This window comes from uncultured Butyricimonas sp. (genome assembly GCF_959596855.1).
Taxonomy (GTDB): domain Bacteria; phylum Bacteroidota; class Bacteroidia; order Bacteroidales; family Marinifilaceae; genus Butyricimonas; species Butyricimonas muris.
The window spans coordinates 32,057-52,962 of sequence record NZ_CAUFYA010000010.1; the positions used below are offsets into that span (position 1 = coordinate 32,057).

A 20,906-nucleotide genomic window follows, 5' to 3' on the forward strand; every position below is an offset into this window, starting at 1 on the left:
GATTGAATAAAATTTGCAACAAAATCAAAACGTCTATTAGTTTTGAGTTCCCGTTAAAATATTATTACTCCCTAATTCAGTTATTTCAAGGTTATTAATCATGTATATTACAGGAATCATCTATGATGTAAATATTATTCAATTTTAATTTAAATCCTATTTTTTACCCTTTAAAATAGGAGTTGAATGGGAGTTGAATAGGAGTTGAATAGGAGATGATACCAATAAACTACAATTAATATACATCATTAATTACAATTATTTAACTTATCTCTACTGAAAGTCATGAGAAAAAAGGTTCAAATAGTGCAAAAAAAAGAGACCGCATTAAAAATCATTCATGCGGCCCCTTAAAAATATATCTACTATTTACTTCTTTTCAATAGTGACATCCACTTCCGTTCCATCTTGTCGTAAAACCGTGATAACAGCTTTCTCGTTCTTAATTTTCACTATCGAAGATTGCAAGGCATCGGCGACATTTACCTCCCCGACGGGTTCCCCGTCTATCTTCAAAACACGTTCTCCCGGAGAAATCTTTTCCACCAGCTCTCCCCAAACGCAAGCAATCACGACGTGACCATTCGCCACGGTGAAATCCACGTTCCATCTTTTCTTGTACAAATCTTGAGGTGCCGATTCAAAAGGCTCAAAATAAAAAGCGCTCGAGGCGTAATCAATCGTCACCGTACCGTAGTCCAATAATTGTGAACCCAAACGGGAACACGGTGCATCCATCGATTCCGTGACAATATTCCGGAAACGTCCCGTGCTGACACGCAACTCAAATAAACGAATCAAATTATGTTCACCGGCAGAGGCAGCCCCCGCCATACCGATACCACTACTACCGTATCCCTTGGATTGCAAAGCGGCGGCATTTTCCCGAAGAGCTTCCGACGCCGTGGCGGAGATCATTTCATAAAAAGCTCCCGAACCGCTATCGAACATAACCGTTTCCATCACCCCCGCTCCCACGTTCAATTCTATAAATGGTATCTGCCCTTGCACGTGGAGCAACGGCAAACGATTCCTCAAATTAATACGGAAAGGGGAAATGTTATCGGTTATAATTATCTTTTTCTGACGAGAATCTATACGCACGACAGCCCCCGGGAATAACTCGCAACCGATCATTCCATCCACGCCGAATTGTTCGATAAGATGACCTTCGGGCATAATCGTGACCGGAATTTCTTCTATATTAATTCCCGGCTTCATCCCCATGGACAAACTTTTCAATTGTGTCTTCTCCAAAGTCATCGACTGATTGTGAGCATCCAGAATATTTTGCGTGCTCGTGGATTCTAAAGAAAGACGACGAGCCAGAGAATAGGTGATATAAGTAGGTGCACCCGTGTCAAAAATAAATTTTCCCGGGACGCCTTCTGCTCGCGCTTCAATGATAATCTTCCCGTTAATGGTCGTGTAAGGCACTTCTACATAAAAGGCAGGAGTTTCTGCCTTGGTCGTGAAACACGAAAAAACAAGACTCACAACCAACAGACTAATATATAATTGTTTGAATTTCATACTGAATATTTTTAATTACTTTCCCTTACAAATCTCACGCGCCAGTTGAACAGCGGCAACGGCATCAACAATACCTCCCGATACACATAACCGGTCATATCCCCCGGTCGGCGCACCTTCACTATTGGTCGGATCATGCGGGAAGGGGACAGTGGCAGAGGGCGTCTGCCGGGCAGTGCATACTAAAATATCCTTTATTCGTGAGGCTTTGAGCGAGGGGTAATAAGATTTCAACATGGCTGCGATACCGGTGACTACCGGAGCCGCTATTTTCGTACCCGTCACTTTACGATAGTTATCCCCGCGAACCGTTGTGTACAATTGCACGCCGGGAGCGAAGACATCGACACTGCTTGCCCCGTAATTACTGTTGATATAAGGATTTCCCTCCATATCGGAGGCTCCGACCGTGATTATATTGGAGAATGCGTGTTTACGCCCCTGACCTTGTGCCACCGGGAAATACGGGTCTTTCTCCGTGTCACGATAGTTATCGCCGGCGGAATGCACAATCAATACATCGTGTTTCTCGGCGTAGGCGATAGCGTCATCTATCCATTTCGGGTTGTCCAACATGTATTTCCCGAAACTGATGTTGATAATATCCGCTCCTTGTTCTACCGCATAACGGATGGCCAAGGCTATATCTTTATCGTACGCGTCACCGGAGGAGGGGACGGCACGGATAAGCATCAATTCCACTTGATCGGAAATTCCCTTTATCCCCTTGGCAACACCGGGAGTGGCGGCAATGATACCCGCCACGGCTGTTCCCTCGTCGGCTGCAACAGAAAGGAACTCGTGGTTCCCGTAATATTTGTTTGACAAGGTATTGAAATCATCGTTCGCCAAACTCCTCTCGTCGACCAATGCCGCCCACGCTTTTTCACACTCCTGACGCTGTGCCTCACTGCTTCTGTAGCGATTTCGATACAAGGTATCCCATTTCTTATTTTGATTCCCGAAGCTCCATATTATACTATAAGTATAGTAGGCGATCTTCTGAAGCGTATCACCGGATTGTTGCACTATCGGGTTCAAGGCTGCAAAATCTTCCAATGTAGGTTCACGATCGGGACATTTTTCCCGTAACAGCCGATCTAATTCTTCGACGCCTTTAGCTATATTGTAATTAAAACTTGCTCCCGTGTACAGGGATACTAACCGACTGTTCTTTGCAAATTTAAGATACCCGATGTATTCGTTGCTTTCTTCATCACTTCTTTCCTTCCCGTGAAGTTCATCGAAACGCTCCTTCACTTTCAAAAACTGCCGGAAAGCTTCATCGGAAGTCCTCTCGATTAACTTACCGTCAGGAGAAGCAAGAAAATTCCAACCATGCAGGTCATCACGATACCCGTTTTTATCGTCGTCTTTTCCATTCCCAGCAACTTCTTTCTTGTTTTGCCACAAGACGTTAGCCAAAGCCTCGTGTTGCACGTCAAAGCCCGCATCAATTAACGCCACTACCACTTTTCGCTTGGGAGTAGTGTTCTCCAACTCACGGTAAGCTTCTAAAATACCTGCCCCGTAAACTTTGTCTTTGGCAGGCGACAATAAGTGCCAATCGACAGGAGTTTGTGCTTCTGCCACTAACACGGCACACATGAACAACACGCTCCCGAATAATTTCTTTATTTTCATCACTCTATTTATTTAATACATTAATTACTTCATTTTATTCCCCTGTTGCTGTTTCAACATAGAAAGGAAATAGAGGAAATACTCATTCCCCGGTGATACACTCCACGGGATTAGGAATTTCCCTTTCGCGTCAAACAATATACACCGGGGGATGGACTTAATACGATATGCCTCGCGGAAAGTAGCGTTCTCGTCGGCAAAGAGATGAATGCCTTTGCCCTCGTGACCGTTGTCCCTCAAAAATTGTTTCCAAGCTTCTTTCTTGCCCAGAGGTTCAACGACTACTGTCACGAACTGAACATTTTTATGTTCCGACTTCAATTCTTCCAAACGTGCCAAATCTTTCCGGCAATTCGCGGAATCAAGTTTCCACACTTCTATATATAACGGTTTCCCTTGCAAATCGTGCAAACGAACGGTTTTCCCGTCGCTCGACTCGAGTTCAAAGTCCGGGGCATCCTTTCCGGGTTGCAAAGGTTCGTACAAGGCTACCAATTCCCGGGCTCTATTTATCAATTTTTCAGACACGGAACACAAATCCATATCCGTGAAAATATGCTCGATAAACGTGTTATCCCCTCGATCCAATTTTTCAGCTAATGCCCACATGACGTAACATTCTCTCACTCGCTCGCTCCGGATGTTATATAATACCCACGTGGCACGCCCCATCACGTCCAACTTGGGTTCCTTGAGAGCCAAGACTCTATTCACGAGGCGAATGATTTCGGGTTCCCGCAACGATTCCAAATCCGGGGTGTCGAGATTCATTTTCAAGACTGTACACGTGTCAGAAGTTTGTTGTTCCCGCGCATAAGCGGACACACAAACTCCCCATACAATCATAAATTGTATCAATAATTTTTTTCTCATTTGGAGTACCATTTACTTGTTCAACAACTCGATGATTTTATCTCGCAAAAGATTGCGACGCAAGTTTTTACCCACGATTTTCCCGTCTTTGCCAACCAGTATGATGTGAGGGATGGATTGTATGCCGAACAGTTTTCGCACCTCGGAATCATCCCATCCGCCATCTGCCAAAGTACTGAGCCAAGGAATGTTCTCTTCCTTGCACGCTTCTTTCCATTTTTCCGAAGAGGCATCCAGAGAGATGCTCACGAAACGTACGCCTTTATCCTTGAACTCCTTGTATTGTTCTCGCAAACTTTTCATCTCCTGACGGCACGGACCACACCAAGATGCCCAAAAGTCGAGAACAAGAATATCTCCCTTCAAGGAACTCATTGTAACCGGATTACCATCCTCATCCGACACGGTAAATTCCGGACACACGAGTCCTTCGGCGGACGCTGCCAAACCGTCAAGGTGCTGTTTCAACAGACGTCCCCATGAACATTGTTGTGCCCGGGGAGTCAGCAACTCGTACAACTCTTTTGCCTTCGTGTAATTCTCTCTCCCCGCTTTCTCCGAAATGTAAGCCGAAAAGATATTGTCGGGATGCTCACGCACGAACTCTTTCGTGAGGACAAATTCCGATTCTCCAACTAACAGCACTTGAGTCATCGCCTCGTCTGCCGCTTTTTGCTCCCCGGTATCCATCGCTTTTTTATATTCTTTTAAAAAACGCTCTTGCTTTGCCGTATAGTCTTCTTGGAGTTTGCCGTACTCTATGGACAAATCGTTTGCCGGAGCTCCTTTCAAGTACTTGGACGAGAAGGAACGATAGGGGCACTCTATTCGCATTTTCTTTCCATCCATGAAGAACATGAATTGTTGCCGGTTCACTCTCAATACATATTGCCCGGGTTCTTCCAAAGTTCCCCGCAATTCAAAATCACCTCCATCGATTTTCGTGGAACAAATGACTTCTTCCTTGGGTGTCAACAAAAATGCTTTGCCGTATTTGGCTCCTTCCACGTTTCCTCGAATCGAGAAGGAGTATTGTTGTGTACCGGAACACCCGATACACAACAGCAAGATAAAAACAATCTCTATTTTCATTACTCTTCTCCTAGTAAGATTTTACCGGTAAAATCATCATTCCATCCCTTCAGTGAAGCGGCTTTAGCCCTTTCTAATGAATCGTCCTTCAAAAGGTTTTCCAAGGCTGATTGTATTTCCTGTGCCTGTGACACGTTTGTTTCCTCCAGCAGATAATTTACGAAATAACCTGCCACACCCATGTCTACTATCCCGCTTACATTCAACCCGGCTTGTAGCATACCGACGAATAATTTCACCATTTTATCGATATCTTTCCGCTTGTATAATTGCCACATTTCCAACAAGGTTTTACACGTGGGGAAGACAGTAGCCACGTTACCGTTATCCAATAATGACACGATTTCTTCACAATCGGGTTGTGCCGGCTTTTTCTCGGCGGGAGAAGTCATCCAATGAAATATCGGCCATAAAATCATTACTTCCATTTTGGGACTCATCTGTTTCACCTGTTCTTCACTCAAACTGAGTTTATCCCAATTCTTGATATAATCCAGACAAACCTGACTTTCCTGATAATCGATGTAACTGATAAAATCCTGTACACTTTGTTCCGCATACCGTTGTTCCTCGGGCAAGAGCACGATATAACAATCCAATGCTCGACTCAGTGCCTGACGCTCTTTACTCTCTTTTAAATTAGCGATATAATACGCTAAAAAATCGATATCACGTTTTCCTTGTTCGAATTCTTTCTTTTGCTGTTCCAACACGTTCGCTTGTCCCCAACCATTCATGAATGCAAAAACAGCAACGACGAGCAAAACGACTTTCTTTACACAATTATTCATATCTCGTACGCTTAAATTGAACTACCTAATAATTTATCCACAAATTCTTCGAAACCATTGCCCGGACCGGGAACATCGGTATCAATTATTTTCCCGTCTTTATCTATTATGATATACCGGGGAATACCATGCACATCATAATCGTCCTGGAAGGGAGTCGATTTCGGGAAGGCAATCAAATTCTTAACTCCTAACAATTTGTATCTTGGCAAAGAGTACTTCCAATGATTGAATTTGCTCTCCTCGTCAATAGATATGGTGATAAATTCCACGTCCGCACGGTCTTTATACTTCTCCGCAACTTTCATTAAATAAGGTAATTTACGGATACATCCTCCACACCAAGTCGCCCAGACGTCGATTATCAATATTTTACCCCTGAAATCTTGAAGAGAGTGCTCTTGTCTTTTATAATCTATTAAAGTAAAGAGAGGAGCATCCTTTCCCGAACTCAAACGTTCCTTTGCGGCATACAGTTCCATCACCAATTGCCTTAATTCTCCCTCCGGCATATATTGCTCGAATAGAGGACGGGCTTTTTTCAATGCTTCCGTGTAGTTGAGAATAAAATCACTCCTAATCCCTGCAAAATAAGACAATATCAAATCGGAATTTCGGGATTCCAGTATTTGTTTGTATTTTTCGTACTCCACTTCATCCCGTTTATCGCCTAAAATCCGGGATGCCTCGTAACCGTCCGCCAAGGCTTTGACGTTGAAATAAGTATCTATATTTCTTTGAAGATTGGAAAGTGCCAAGAACTCCCGCGAATCAAAACGTACGCCTTTCAATACTTTCCGTAACGCACTTTTATTCACACTGGCGTCCCGGTGTTGTCTATAATAATCGGCAACCAGATTTATTGCCTTCACTTGATTGGCAAGACGTGCCATTTCATCTTTCTTGTCACGGGCAAGAATCATTTTCTCCACAGCCGCTCTCTGCTTTAAAATCGATTCTACGGTGGCTCCCTCAAGACTGTAGTTGTTCCATTCTTTGATTACCTCATCTTGCAATGAAGTTCGGGATTGAGCATTTCCGCTGCACGGGAAAATAAAAAAGAGTAGTCCCAGTAAATTTACATACCAATAATTCATACAATACATTTTTTAATCAATACTAGAGTGGGAACTGTCTAACAAGAGAAACGTTAGACAGTTCTATTATTTGAAATATTTTTTTGATAATTAATTCACAGCCGGAATTTTAGCTATCGCCTCCAAATCCAAATCGTATTTAGTTTTCATGTAATTAAGAACGTATTGACGTTTCTCCCACAACAAGGGATTATTTGCTTTCGGATGCTTTGCTTCCAGTTCTTCCGAAGTGTACCTCATACCCAAATGTATGTAAGCGAAAAAGTTCTTACTCGGGTTGGTGTTTCCTATCCCACTCAACGCATCCAGCCTTAAGAAACCATATGATGCTCCCGGGAATCCTCGTTTAGTGTAATAATTGGGATTTCCCTCTGTTCCCGGATCGGATTCAACCTCTGTTTTATAGTCAATCCCTGCTTGAAATTCTTCCGGAATAATTATATTTCCCTTTTCATACGCTTTCTCTAAAATTTCATACAAAATAACTCCTCTCCACTCCCAAAAATCTTCCGGGGTTTCCGGAGTTTCAAGTCTGCCATAGAATATATCCGACGTGGGGTCCGATTCCCCGTAAAACATACAAAGCGACCAGTAATCCATCCCGTCAAAAATATTTTTCATGGGTGCTTTCAAATTGTAAGGTCCAAACACGAATGGAGCATGACAATCATAAACCATGTAATAATACATCGGAAACACCTTTTGAGTAATCGCCGGGTTCAGATAGGCAAAAACATGGTTTTTCATGAAACTAATCATGAACTCCGCCTGTTCATCACTCTTTAATCCCTCGCCAAAATAGGTCTGACTTCCAATAGTTCCCGTCCATGTCCGATTCAAATCAGAGGCTTGAAAATCCTTGTAAATAATACATACATTGAATTTCTCTTTGATAGCTACCACGTCATCATCCCATGAATTCGTGCCTTGAGGAAATTCAAACCGAACTAAATCTTCGCCACTCGCGTCGTCTGTCAATGTATCTTCATTATAGCAGGAAAAAAACAAGACGCAGCCTAACAAACTATATAAATAATATCTCCATTTCATAGTATATTCTCTTTAATTTCTTACTTCCGGTAACGGATTTTGTACCAACTTTCTGTTCTCTTCCATCACATCCTGCGGGATAGGCCACGTGTAGAACGGGTCTTTTTCTTTCAGCGTGTAACGCTTGATAACCTGTCCATTACTCTTCCACTCGTGGGTGATGGACGGCATCCCGTAGCGACGCAGGTCAAACCAACGATGTCCCTCGAAACATAATTCCAACCGTCTTTCCAGACGGACACGTTCAATCAATGCATTTCCCGTTTCCGTCACCGAAACTGTGCCCGGCACAAAACGCTTCTCCAACAATGTTTCCAATGCTTGTTTAGCTGTTTTCTCATCCTTATCCAACGCGGCAGCCTCTGCCAAATTCAAATAGGCTTCCGCCAACCGAAACGCATGAGCGAAGTTCGTGTTGCTAATAGGTTCATGGGCATAGTTCACCGCGAATTTCCCGTAAGGGGCGTATCCGCCAAGATGCTGGTTATCTTTGGAATCGGTGTAAGGAGAACGCACGATATAATTCTCTTTGCGAAGGTCCCCGGCTTTGAAAGCGTCAAGCAACCCGGAAGAAGCATTAAAGAAATTAGTTTCTAAGTTTTGTCCCGGTTTATAAGGGTCGGGAAATATCATTTCCTGCTTCACTAAATTCACAAATTTATCTATCTTCCCGAACACCCAAATCACTTCCGAACAATCTTGCGAAATAAAATTATAATACGGTTGTGCCGTTGTTTTCTGAGGCAAAGAGTTTAGGTCTATCAACATGAAATCCCAATCATCAATCACTTTCTGCGCATAAATAGCCGCATTTTTCCAATCCTCCATATACAGGTAAACTCTGGATTTCAATAATTGCACCATGGGTAAACTGGTTCTGTAATCTTTCCGGTATTGTTGTTCCTTGGGCAATTTCTCGTATGATTTCTCGGCTTCATTCAAATCCGCCAAAATCTGAGTGTACACTTCTTCAACCGTGTTTCGGGGAAGTTCTTTCGCTTCCAACGCACTGGTTACTTTCAAGGGTACCCCCAATGCTTTCTTGTCATAGTTATAGGGAGCTCCCCACATATTTACCAGCTGAAAATAATAGTAACCGCGCAAAGCGAAAGCCTGAGCTTTCACGATATTTTTTTCATCATCGGTTCCCGAAACACCATCAATGTAATCCAACGCCGCATTCGCCCCTAAGATATAAGAATAGAACCAGTCCCAAGGGGATTGATACATCAAAGAACCTTCCTGTATAAAAATGTCCGGCTGCCACGCGTAAAGTTTCTCCAATAACAGAAAATTATCTCCCGTCATCACCATCGTGTTTATCGCACCTGCCGAATCCGAACACATGATATCATCGTCGAACATCAACAACAGATTCATGACCTCATCCCCTCCTGCCGCTTGTATATAAGCATTCCCCAATAACATTTCATTCAAGGCTGCAGCTTCTCTCGGGATATATTCACTTTGCGATTTGGGTTCCAAGAAATCCGAACAAGCGGCTAATAAACCCGCGCATAATATTATCAATAACTTTTTCATCATCCTACATTTTTAAAATCCAATATTAATTCCCACGGAATAATTCTTCGGATGCACACTATCCCCCAATTCCGGGTCAAAACCGTTAAAGCGCTTGCTCGCTATAACAAATAAATTTGAAACCGTGGCGTTCAAGGAAAGCGTCTTCAACCCCATCCGTTTGCACCAATCTTCGCCAATCCGCCAAGACAATGACAATTGCCTGCAACGCAAGAATGAAGCGTCCGCCACCAAAGCATCAGATTGTTCCCACACTCTCATCCACTGTTCCTCCGAACCATTCGGTAAAACAACATTACTACTCAGCGTCGTCACCAATCCGGGGATTTTCGTGTAGTTTTCATCTCCCGGTTTCTTCCAACGTTTGGTTAAATCCTTACTCAAATTCACATCCGAATCCGGGATTTTCGCTCCATTAGGTATATTGGCGTATGGAGAAGGCAAACGTTTTTTGCATCCTAACAACAGGGAGAAACCGGATGAAAGTGTCAACGTCTTCCAACGTAAACTGAAATTCAATCCCCCGGTAAAATTCGGTTCTTTCGTACCGGAATACACCAAGTAAGTAGTCGGGTCTACCCCGGAATTTCTTTCAGCTTCCGGCACATCAAGATAATTAAACAAGGGGCGCCCATCTTCACTGCTTAACCCGGCAAAAGAATAAGACCAAAAACCTCCCACCGGATAGCCTTTTTTCAAGATTTTCTCGCTATTACCGGCAAGTAACTCATCTCTTGTGGCTTCGTATTCTTCTTTTCCTGTTTTATTCCAGTTTTTAGAAGAGTTCAACGCGATACTTAAAGCCCAATCTTTAGTCCTTACCGGGGTAAAGCTAACCGTGAACTCAACTCCTTCGTTCGTTATTTTTCCCCCGTTCATTTTCATATCCGACATTCCGTATTCGGAAGGCAAATCTTGGGTGACAATAACGTTCGAATTTCTTCTATAATAATCAACCACAACATCAAATATATTAAGCAAGGTCATATCCACACCCCAATCCCAAGACTTTGTTTTTTCCCAAGAAAGATTCGGGTTCGGCAAACCGGAGATTTTCGAGTAATGCTGATTATAAACCGAAAGAATGCCATATTGTCTTAATGTCAAATCCGGTCCCAATTTAGTCATCGCGTTTCCCTGTATTCCATAGGTGGCACGAACGTTAAAGTTGTTTAACCACTTCTTTATTCCCGCTAACCACGGCTCATCCATCACTCTCCAAGACAAGCCGAAAGAATATGTCGGGTCAAACCGATTGTTCACGTCCTGCCCGAAACGATTGGACTCATCATTTCGCATCGAGAAATTAAACACGTAACGATTTTTCAACGAGTAAGCCACTGTCGCAAAGAAAGAAAGGTAATTATCCGTATTCTTGGTGCGCGTCCATCCTGTCCCACTCCCGAAAATCTCATCCAATATTCCCCAACCGGAAACGGCACTACTCAAGGGACGCAATTCATCCGGCGGCGTGGGTTTTACCAGAGTTTCTCCCCGGTCGGGCATATATCCCCATACTTTATTAGCATTGTTGGTAACAGCAGAGGAACGAAGTTCCATTGCCAGCATGGCATTCAGACGATGGTCCTCGTTAAAGGATTTGGATATTAACACTTTGTTCTGGATATTATAAGCACGTTGCGTGGCATCCGTGGTAAACAACACACCCCCGAAAGGTAAAAGTGCCGCTTTAAATAATGAACTGTTCGGTTCCGCCGCTCCATAATCATACCCGCGATACCTCCAAGCCACACGGAACGTTCTCTCCGTGTTATAAGTTTCCCCGTTCGTGTTCGAGGCCGTATATCCCCCGGTAAATTCATAACTCAACCAATCCAATATATTCCACCTGAAGTTAAGGGCGGCAGATACATGCAAATTTTTGTTGATAGAGCCGCTATTATCCCGTTCATTGATAAAATTGTAACTCAAACTCTGTACACTTCTATTGTATAGATAAGTTGCCCGTTTTTGATAATATACCGGATTCCCCTCTTCGTCATAAGCCGGGATGGAACGACTCGTTGTCGTGGCATACGACATCGGATTCACTTCCTCGCCAAAAGCCTTTGTTGTACTGGAAGTTGCATTCAAACTGGCATCCAAACGCACTTTCTCGTGTAAACGTATATTCACCGCTACCCGACCGGTCATTCTCTCGTTGGAGTTTCCGATTTCCTGTCCCAACGTGTTGTTATACCCTAAAGAAACATTGTAAGTTACCGCCTCAGTACCTCCTGCCAAACTCACGTTATGACTATGACTGACAGCCGAACGGGTTAACAAATCGAACCAATCCGTATTCACCGTTGACAAAAAAGTCTTTCTTTTCATGAATTCATCATAACTTAAATCGCCCGCCAAATACATTTTCATGGCTCCCTCGTAAGTATATGGCTGAGTTATCGGTTCTTCCTTGTAATACACCCCGGCATTATACACGTCTTGCGAGAACTGTACCCGCTCCTTGGAGTTCATGTAATTGAACATCCCGTAATTAGGGCGGGTGTTAATAGTCATGTTGCCCGTGTAGTTCACGGTCAACCTGCCTGCTTTTCCCTTCTTCGTGGTAATCACGATTACCCCGTTAGAAGCCTTTGAACCGTAAACAGCCGTGGCTGAAGCATCTTTCAGCACGGTAATTGTTTCTATATCCATCGGGTTCAACCAAGAAATCTGACTGCCCACAATGTCTTTCAGGTCTTGAGTCATAACGTCCGCGGTTTCCAACTCCAAAGGGTCATTCTGTACAATACCGTCTACCACCCATAACGGGGCTTGGTTTCCAAAAATAGTCGTTGTTCCTCTCAATTTGATTTTCGGGGTTGTTCCCACCCGGGAACTCGTGTTCATCACCACCATACCGGCGACCTGCCCCTGCAACATCTGGTCTATCGAGTTATACGCCGGCATCATGACATCAGCGGCTTTCACGCTCGTGTAGGAACCGACCATATCCCTGCGGTTGACAGTATTGTACCCCGTCGATACCACCACCTCATCCATAACATGGGAATCTTCCTCCAACACCACATTCAATGTTTCCTGTCCGTTCCACTTGACTTCTTTGGTCTTCAGCCCGATAAACGAGAACACAAAGACAAGGCTATCCTGTTTCGCGACACTTATAGCGTATTGTCCGTCCCCATTCGTGGAAACACCCACGATAGTACCCTTGATTAAAATAGTCACCCCGGGTAGAGGCGCACCGTCCTTATCCACGACCTTTCCTCGAACCGTAACTTTTTCAATCTTGGCATCCTTCGTTTCCTTTTGCTTAATCACGATGATGTTTTCTTGCACGACATAAGACAGTCCCGTACCTTTCAAACAAATATCCAATGCTTCCGGTACAGTTTTTTCTTTAATGTCCACACTCACTTTGCCCACTTTTGCCAAATCATTGGCATTGTAAGCGAACACGAAGCCGGATTGCTTCTCGATATTCCAGATGACCTCTTTCAAAGTCGCATCCTTCATGGAGAGATTAATAACACTTTTCTGCTCTTGTGCCATTATCAATCCGGGACAAAACAAACATAGAAATAAGGTTACTCGACAAAATAGTAACACATACTTCATTTTTATTCCCCAAGGATAGGGAAACCAATGATTTTTTTTCATAGCTTTGAACGTTTATTATTTAAATTACAGTACTTCAACATGAAGTGCCGTGAGCGGAAGGTGTGCCACCACCTTCCGTTTTATTTTTGTTTCTTTATAAATATCTTTCGTCCCTCGACACGGGTTTCCACCGTTCCCGTGGCTTCAAACACTTTCAGCAAAGGCTCTATGGTAGAATGACGATTAAAATTACACCCGAAAGGATACCATTTTACCTCTTCATCCAAATACACGACCTCCACATCATACCAACGAGCCACGCTCTTCATCACCTCGCACAAAGGTTTTTCTTCAAAACGAAGCCGCCCGTCTTTCCATGCAATCACGCTACTCACGTCGACATCTCTCACTTGTAAACCATTTCCCTGACGACGACATTCAACTTGTTCTCCCGGTTTCAGCACGACTGTTTTATCACTATCATTCGAGGAAACCCGCACAGAACCATTCACTAGAGTAGTTTGAATTACAGTATCTTCAGTATAAGCGGAAACATTAAATTCCGTTCCTAATACCTGTACATTCATCCCGGCAGTTTTCACGACAAACGGGGCATTCTCGTCATGAACTACTTGAAAGTACCCTTCTCCCTCGAGTTCCACGATTCGATTATTACCATCAAATTGCACGGGGAAACGAAGTTTTGACTCCGCGTTTAAATAAACGACGGTACCATCAGACAGTGTCAATGAAAACTCCCCTCCCCGCGGGATAACCAATTCATTATAGATTAGAGCACTCTTTTTATTAGCAATCGCGTTTTCATACGTGATATGCTCTTTCTGCACATTAATTTTAGTTCCGTCTTTCTCTTCCAACAGGCGCTGTTGCTGATTCTCCACGGACACGGAAGTACCATCGCCCATTATCAAATAAGCTTTGCGAGTTCCGGACGCAATTGTTTCCACGCTCCCCATTCCAGAACCACTCTCGTGCAGCTGCAAGTACATCACCCCAATCACAAGTAGAGGGAGCAACAATACAGCGGCATATTTCCCAAAGCGAATCCATCGCATCCTACGCCGCCCGGAAAAACGTTTCGCTTGTAAACCTTTCCATCCGGCATCTATGTCTATAGCACGGGAAACTTTTCCTTTCTCCCGCTTGTAAGCCTCTGAAGTCACTTTCCTGAACCATTTCCTATGCCGCTCGGAAGCAACCAGCCAATCATTCAAACGCACGTGTTCCTCCTCTGTTAAATTTCCTGCCAGATACTTCCCAACTAAAATCGCAATATCAAAATAAATTTTATCCATTTCTCGTGTAAAGATTTTTATCTCACTCTTTTCTTTACAACACAAGAAACAAGATATAGGGTATGTCGGTCTTTGAAATTTTATTATTTATTAACTATTCAGGAGAATAAAGAAAATGGTTTCCAACAAGTAGTAATGCCCTTTCATGCTCTCCTTCAGTTTTTTATACGCTTCCTTTTTATACGCGTGAACGGCATGACCGGATACGCCCATTTTTTCAGCAATCTCAGAATTCTTCAATCCTTCCAGAGCATAATGAATGACACTCCGCATTTGCGGGGGCAATTCCTCTATAGAACGATAAAATACTCTATACGCCTCTTCCTCCATCATTTGCTCTTGAAAAAACTCATCCGATTCAATAGCCATCCCCTCTTCTATCTCAACTCTTTCGAGCCTATCTCGAAGTTGATTTAAACATGCATGACGAACGACCACGTAAAGGAACGACTTTATTTTATAGTAATTGTCAAAATCAGCATGACGGTCCCAGTATTTTACAAAAGCTTCCTGTACCACATCAGCCGCCGCCTCCCGTTCTCCAAGATAACGTTCGGCAAACAAACAAAGTGCAGTATAGAATTCATCGAATAGCAATCGAAAGGCTTTCTCGTCACCATTCTGCAATGCTCTCAAGGATTTCTCCATAATATTCCTTTTATAAAATACTAATATGCTTACAAAGATAGAAAAAATCATCAAGTGATAATAAGCAAAAAAAGAATCGCATAAATAATTTATATTTATACGATTCTTATCAAGAAGCAAGTCTATACGCAACACTAGACTTAATAACACACTACAATAATATTTCGCTTCTGTTTACTCTAGCGTCCCCGTCTTCTCACCCAGATAAAAATAGCCCAGATCGCCAAGGCTACCGGTAAACATCCCATGAAACCAATCTTAGAAATATACATTCCCGTATCCCCGATATTCACAGCATTATCGGGAGCCGTCGGGCGCCGGACATCAATAGGCACTTCTTCGTCGGACATCCAGAAGAATGACCCGCTGACCAACGAGTAATTTGCCGCCCTGACGTTTTTACGACTGATACTGATCTCCCCGTTACTGATACAATCCGCATCGCCTAGAATGACAATCTTTTGCTCTTTATCTCCCACTTTCCGGGAAAGAGCCAAAGCAGTGACGTACGTCCGTTCCACTTCTCCAACAGCAGGATTAAGCCGTACCGTGTCATCAACAAAATCCGTTGTTTCCACTTCATTCCAACACCCCACGGTATCGCTAGCAAAAAGCGGTGTTACATGAAACCCTTTGTCCTCCGTGTATTCCAAGCCCGTGCAACCGGGCATTGTCAACACTCTTTCCCGATCGATCATATCTTTAAAAATATAAGACAACTCTCCCGCCTCGTAAGTCGGTCTGGCGATAATAAAATCAGCTTGGAAATTTTCACTCGGGTGAACCAATCGTCCCGGCATAAATTGCACCCCTAGTGACCGGATAATCGGATTCATGATTTCCTGCCTGCGGGGTTCCCCTGCAATCAAAATATTACCACCTTTCTCGATATACCGGTTCAGTCGCTGCATTTCTTCCCCGGAGAAAGGAGTCCTTACATCGGCAAGCACCAATATCGCCAAATGTTCCGGAATATCTTTATCAAGAGTTATTTCCTCAAAATCAAAGCCTTGATTAATCAGTGAATACCGGAACGGTTTATCTTGGGCAAAACGATTATAATCCCTGTCACCTTCCCGAACACAATCCCGTTCCCCGTGTCCCTTAATGAACCCGACAACCGGAAGCTGCATCACTAGCCGCTTGAAAGCTGCCGTGATTTCACTCTCGAAAGGATGGCGATACATATCATCAAATATCCGCAAGAAAGTTTGCTGCCCGTTATCCCGCTTCAACTGACGCACGAACCGATTCCCCTCGGGACTCAAATCTATTTGTTCCCGAATCTGCTCCGGCGTTAAAAACATATTCGTATCCAGATCCCATGAATTAGCCGTCTTTACCATCCGTTCCCGATCGTTCAGTTCCGGGAAACGCCTGTCCAATTGCGGGTTATTCGCCTTATCGTAATAATACACGTATTTCATTCTAATTTCAGGCTTAAATCTCCGGTATTGCTTGAAACGATCCAGATCTTGATTCACATAACGAGGTAAAGCAACAGTGTAATACTCATCCAACAAATTGGTATAAGTCGTGATCGTCAACCCACCTTCCATTTTATTCACGATCTCCTGACTGTTAGGCGTCAATGTTCTCACTTTAGTACGGGTCGTATCATAAAATCCCATCAAGTTCGGACGAGAACTCAAATATCCAAAAAACATGGCAAGACAAATTACCCCCATATATTTCCCGAAAGAAATAACTGCAGAACTTTTTTGACGAATGGATTTCAATCTCAATACAGCCAACGAGAGAAAAAGAGCGATTACAATTAAAAAGTAAAGAACATCTTCACTACAAATCAACCCATTGATAAATTCTGCCGCACGACCGTTAATAGACAGCCAATAAGTAATATCACGCACGAACTCCATCTCCTGCCACATTCCCCCGACAAAATTCAACACAGCTAATACCGCTAACGTCCCCATTGCCGCAACGACTTGATAAGAAGTTAAACTCGACATAAAAAGCCCGATAGCAGCATAAGCACACGTCAACAAATATAATCCCAGTAAACCGGATAGAACTACTGGAAAATCTATCATCTTAATCGTGAAAACGCCATAAATACCAAAAATAAACAGGACGAACATCAATATCAAACCATAAAACATCATGGACAAAAACTTACCCAAAATGATTTGTATATTCGTCACCGGAGAAGAATACAGTAATTTAATGGAACCACTCCCCAACTCCCGGCTCATCAACCCCATGGTCAACAAAGGAATATAGAAATAGAGATATTGCTGCACTTCCGTGAACAGCCCGAACCGACCGGAGAACACGTTCAACGTTACACTCCGCAATGTATATCCTAATTCCTGATTCCGAACCATTCCCCCGAATATATCGGAAAAATACATTCCCACTTGAAACGTGAAAATCACAATAATCAACCACGCCACGGGCGAATAAAACAAAGTTTGCATCTCCGTCCGGGCAATCCTATATATCATCTTCATATTTTTTTCTTATAAGTTCTACTTTTTGGATAACTCGGCAAATATGGCATTCAAGGAACTACGTTCGATATTGATCTCCGTCAATCGCCATCCTCTTGCCATACTGGTTTCTACGACTCGTTCAGTAATATCCTGCGCATCAATAAACTGAAGCCGGAAACGATGTCCTCCTAACTCTTCCGCCCCACAAATACCCGGAATATTCTTCAATTCATCCAAAACCGGAGGAGCAACCAAAGACACAATCAAAGAATTCGGAGTAATATAGTTATCAAAATCGTCAACCGTTCCGCTAAATACCATCTGCCCCTCCTCGATCATCTGAATATAATCGCAGGTCGCCTGCACTTCCGGCAAGATATGTGTCGACAGTACCACAGTTCGATCTTGCGCAATCTCCTTCACCAAGTGACGGATCTCCACAATCTGGTTCGGGTCCAACCCATTCGTAGGCTCATCCAACACGACAAAATCCGGATTATGAATGATTGCCTGAGCTATTCCAAGACGTTGCTGATATCCCCCGGAAAGGTTACGCACCAAACGACGTCTAAAGTGGGAGATACCACATTTCCCCATGACCTCCCGCACGGCATGATCAACCTCTTTTCCTGACAGACGACGCAAGAAAGCACAATGCACCAGATATTCTTCCACGGTTAGATCGGTGTGCAAAGGCGGTTGCTGCGGAAGGAATCCCACGTGCATTTTAGCTTTCACGGGATCTTTCCGCAAATCGATACCTTTGATGAAAACATTTCCGCTAGTCTGTTTCAACACACCACACATGATATTCATGGTGGTTGATTTACCCGCCCCGTTTGACCCAAGCAAACCATATACCCCGTGGTGATTTATCTCAAAATTTATATCTCGTATAGCCCACTGAATACTGTAGCGATGAGATAGATTCTCGACTTTCACGATTGGTTCTTTCATAAATTTACATGATTTATATGATACATCCCTTATACTTCTTTATTTTTCCCGACGTCTGAGCCAAACGACAATCCCCGCCGCTACCAGCAACAAAGGCAATACTCCCATAAAACCGACCTTTACCCAGATCAAATCCTTGTATTCCATGCGAAGATCATTGTCCGCTCCGTAAGAGCGGTTCGTATTAACAGGGTACTCCCCGTTCGTGAACCACCGGAACGTTTCAAGGATCAAATTAAAATTAGCGGACTTCACGTCTTTTCTTGATCTTACCAGTTCCCCATTACTCAAACAATCCGCATTCCCCAATATCATGATTTTCTGTTCCTTTCCTCCGATATGGCGCCCCATGGCTAACACAATGGGTTGTCCATTCCATTCCTCATCTCCCTTTTCCGGACTGAATTCAAGAACCTCATTCACGAAATCGGTTGTTTCTTTTTCATTCCAACTCCCGACACTATCGGTCGATACCAAAGGAAGCATTCCGAAACCTTCTGGCAGACGACAAACAATCCCCGCCGTCCCCGGAGCGGTAATTTTATAATTATTCCGGCTCAAATAAGCTAAATTACCGGAAAAACTCTCTGCATCAAGAGTAAAACGTCCCTGTATTAAATCCGGTGCAAAATCTTCACTGGGATGAACCAAAATGCCGTCCGTAAAATGAACACCAAGCGATTCCGTTATTTCATTCAGTATCGCTTGTCTACCCGGTTTAGCCGCAATTAACAAATGCCGTCCAGAAGCAATATAACGGTTAATTTCGCTCTTTTCCCATTCGGTCAATTTTTCCCGTGGATCAGCTATAACCAATATACTGATCTCCTCGGGTATCGTTCTGCCATCTGCTAAAGAAAGAGATTCCGTGTCAAACCCTTGATTGATCAACGCGTGACGGAATGCCGGATTTTTCGTGAAAGTAGAATAATCGGCATCTCCCCCCCGGTAAATATCCCGTTCGCCATGACCAATCAAAAAAGCAACCTTGGGAGAAACTTCAACTAACCTTTTTAAGGCGGCAGTAATCTCGCTTTCGGAAGGATGTTTTGACATATCATTAAAAATCCGCAAGAAGGTCTTTTGCCCGTTCTCTCTTTCTATCAACCTCACGAAACGGTTTCCTTCTGAAGACAAATCCACCTGTTTCCGTACCTCTTCCGGTGATAATAATCTATCAAACTTCATTCTAATTCCTTTGGCAATCTCCTGTGCCCGTTCCTTATCGCTTAATCCCGGAAAACGTTTATCTAAAGTCGGATTATCTGTTTTATCGTAATAATAAACGTATTTCATCTTTATCTCCGGCTTAAACCGCACGTATTGCTTAAATCGTTTGAAATCGTCATTCACGGAACGGGGCAAAGCATTCCAATAATTATCATCTAACAAATTCACGTAAGTCGTGATCGTTAATCCCCCTTTCATTTTCTCCATAACCGCCTGACTATTCGGGGTCAAAGTCTGCGACTTCATCGCCGTTGTATCATAGTATGTCATACAAGCCGGACGAGAACTCACGTATCCCAGTAACATAGCACCACCGACCACCAATGTATACCATCCGACACGCATGGCGTGAGAACCTTTTTTCCGGTCAAAACGCAATCGTAGAATTGTCAACATGATAAACAACACGATCACGATCAGAAAATATAAAACATCCTCACTACATATCAAACCGTTAATCATTTCCCTTGAACGTCCGGAAATAGACAACCAATAGGTAATATCCCGCACCAATGCAATATCCTGTCCTACCCCACCTATAAAATTCAACACAGCGAGCACAGCAAGCGTTCCCATCGCCGCAACAACCTGATAAGATGTCAAGCTCGACATGAAAAGCCCAATGGCAATATAGGCACAAGTCAACAAATACAATCCTAACAACCCGGATAATACCAACGGAAAATCAATCGATTTTATAATAATACAACTGAAAAGTACCGTTAATATCAATCCCCCGATCAAAAATAAAGCATAAACCATCAAGGCATAAAACTTTCCCAATACAATCTGTTTATTCGTGATAGGCGAAGAAAACAACAATTTTATTGACCCCGTGCTAAATTCACGGCTCATAATACCCATCGTCAGTAAAGGAATATACAAGTAAAGATAGCCTTGTACCCTAGAATACAACCCCCATATACCAGAAAATACACTGGCTGTTTCATCCATCAAACTATACCCGGTAGCCTTAGCCCGCAAGTCCGAGGTCAACACATCCGCATACTCCATGCCGACTTGAAAAATAAAGATCACAAGTATCAACCAAGCTATCGGCGAACAGAACAGCATACTCAGCTCGTTCTTCGCTATTTTATAGATTGTTTTCAT

General features: G+C 43.3%; 14 protein-coding genes. All 14 read right to left on the reverse strand.

The features are described 5' to 3' along the window. Positions 1–369 precede the first annotated feature (369 nt). The 14 genes from Q5866_RS06460 to Q5866_RS06525 all read right to left on the reverse strand — a co-directional run bounded on the left by Q5866_RS06460 (position 370) and on the right by Q5866_RS06525 (position 20,906). A complete protein-coding gene (locus Q5866_RS06460) occupies positions 370–1,533 on the reverse strand; it encodes a retropepsin-like aspartic protease (RefSeq protein ID WP_303179567.1) in 1,164 nt (387 codons plus the stop codon). 15 nt (positions 1,534–1,548) lie between these two features. Then, entirely contained in the window at positions 1,549–3,177 is a 1,629-nt protein-coding gene (locus Q5866_RS06465; RefSeq protein WP_303179568.1) for a S8 family serine peptidase, read from the reverse strand. Positions 3,178–3,201: 24 nt separating this feature from the next. Then, positions 3,202–4,050 (reverse strand): TlpA disulfide reductase family protein, encoded by an 849-nt coding sequence (locus Q5866_RS06470; protein ID WP_303179570.1) that lies wholly within the window; start codon positions 4,048–4,050, stop codon positions 3,202–3,204. 12 nt (positions 4,051–4,062) lie between these two features. Next, positions 4,063–5,142, reverse strand: coding sequence for a TlpA disulfide reductase family protein (locus Q5866_RS06475; RefSeq protein WP_303179571.1), 1,080 nt, complete (start codon positions 5,140–5,142; stop codon positions 4,063–4,065). Further along, the gene (locus Q5866_RS06480; protein WP_303179572.1) at positions 5,142–5,933 is read right to left on the reverse strand and encodes a hypothetical protein; all 792 of its coding nucleotides are present in this window, start codon (positions 5,931–5,933) and stop codon (positions 5,142–5,144) included. The genes Q5866_RS06475 and Q5866_RS06480 overlap by 1 nt, the downstream gene beginning before the upstream one ends. Positions 5,934–5,944: 11 nt before the next feature. Continuing rightward, positions 5,945–7,030, reverse strand: coding sequence for a TlpA disulfide reductase family protein (locus tag Q5866_RS06485; RefSeq protein ID WP_303179574.1), 1,086 nt, complete (start codon positions 7,028–7,030; stop codon positions 5,945–5,947). 90 nt (positions 7,031–7,120) lie between these two features. Continuing rightward, entirely contained in the window at positions 7,121–8,080 is a 960-nt protein-coding gene (locus tag Q5866_RS06490) for a hypothetical protein (protein WP_303179575.1), read from the reverse strand. Positions 8,081–8,092: 12 nt separating this feature from the next. Next, complete coding sequence (locus Q5866_RS06495; RefSeq protein ID WP_303179643.1) at positions 8,093–9,622, reverse strand: RagB/SusD family nutrient uptake outer membrane protein; 1,530 nt, start codon at positions 9,620–9,622, stop codon at positions 8,093–8,095. Positions 9,623–9,634: 12 nt separating this feature from the next. Beyond that, positions 9,635–13,246: a SusC/RagA family TonB-linked outer membrane protein gene (locus Q5866_RS06500; RefSeq protein WP_368502018.1), complete on the reverse strand. Its 3,612-nt coding sequence runs from the start codon at positions 13,244–13,246 to the stop codon at positions 9,635–9,637. An 80-nt stretch (positions 13,247–13,326) separates the two neighbouring features. Beyond that, positions 13,327–14,502, reverse strand: a complete 1,176-nt coding sequence (locus Q5866_RS06505; protein WP_303179577.1) for a FecR family protein — start codon at positions 14,500–14,502, stop codon at positions 13,327–13,329. 90 nt (positions 14,503–14,592) lie between these two features. Continuing rightward, positions 14,593–15,150, reverse strand: a complete 558-nt coding sequence (locus Q5866_RS06510; protein WP_099290345.1) for an RNA polymerase sigma factor — start codon at positions 15,148–15,150, stop codon at positions 14,593–14,595. Positions 15,151–15,329: 179 nt separating this feature from the next. Next, entirely contained in the window at positions 15,330–17,624 is a 2,295-nt protein-coding gene (locus Q5866_RS06515) for a Gldg family protein (protein ID WP_303179580.1), read from the reverse strand. A gap of 18 nt (positions 17,625–17,642) precedes the next feature. Next, positions 17,643–18,563, reverse strand: a complete 921-nt coding sequence (locus Q5866_RS06520) for an ABC transporter ATP-binding protein (protein ID WP_099290343.1) — start codon at positions 18,561–18,563, stop codon at positions 17,643–17,645. Positions 18,564–18,602: 39 nt separating this feature from the next. Then, positions 18,603–20,906, reverse strand: a complete 2,304-nt coding sequence (locus tag Q5866_RS06525; RefSeq protein ID WP_303179584.1) for a Gldg family protein — start codon at positions 20,904–20,906, stop codon at positions 18,603–18,605.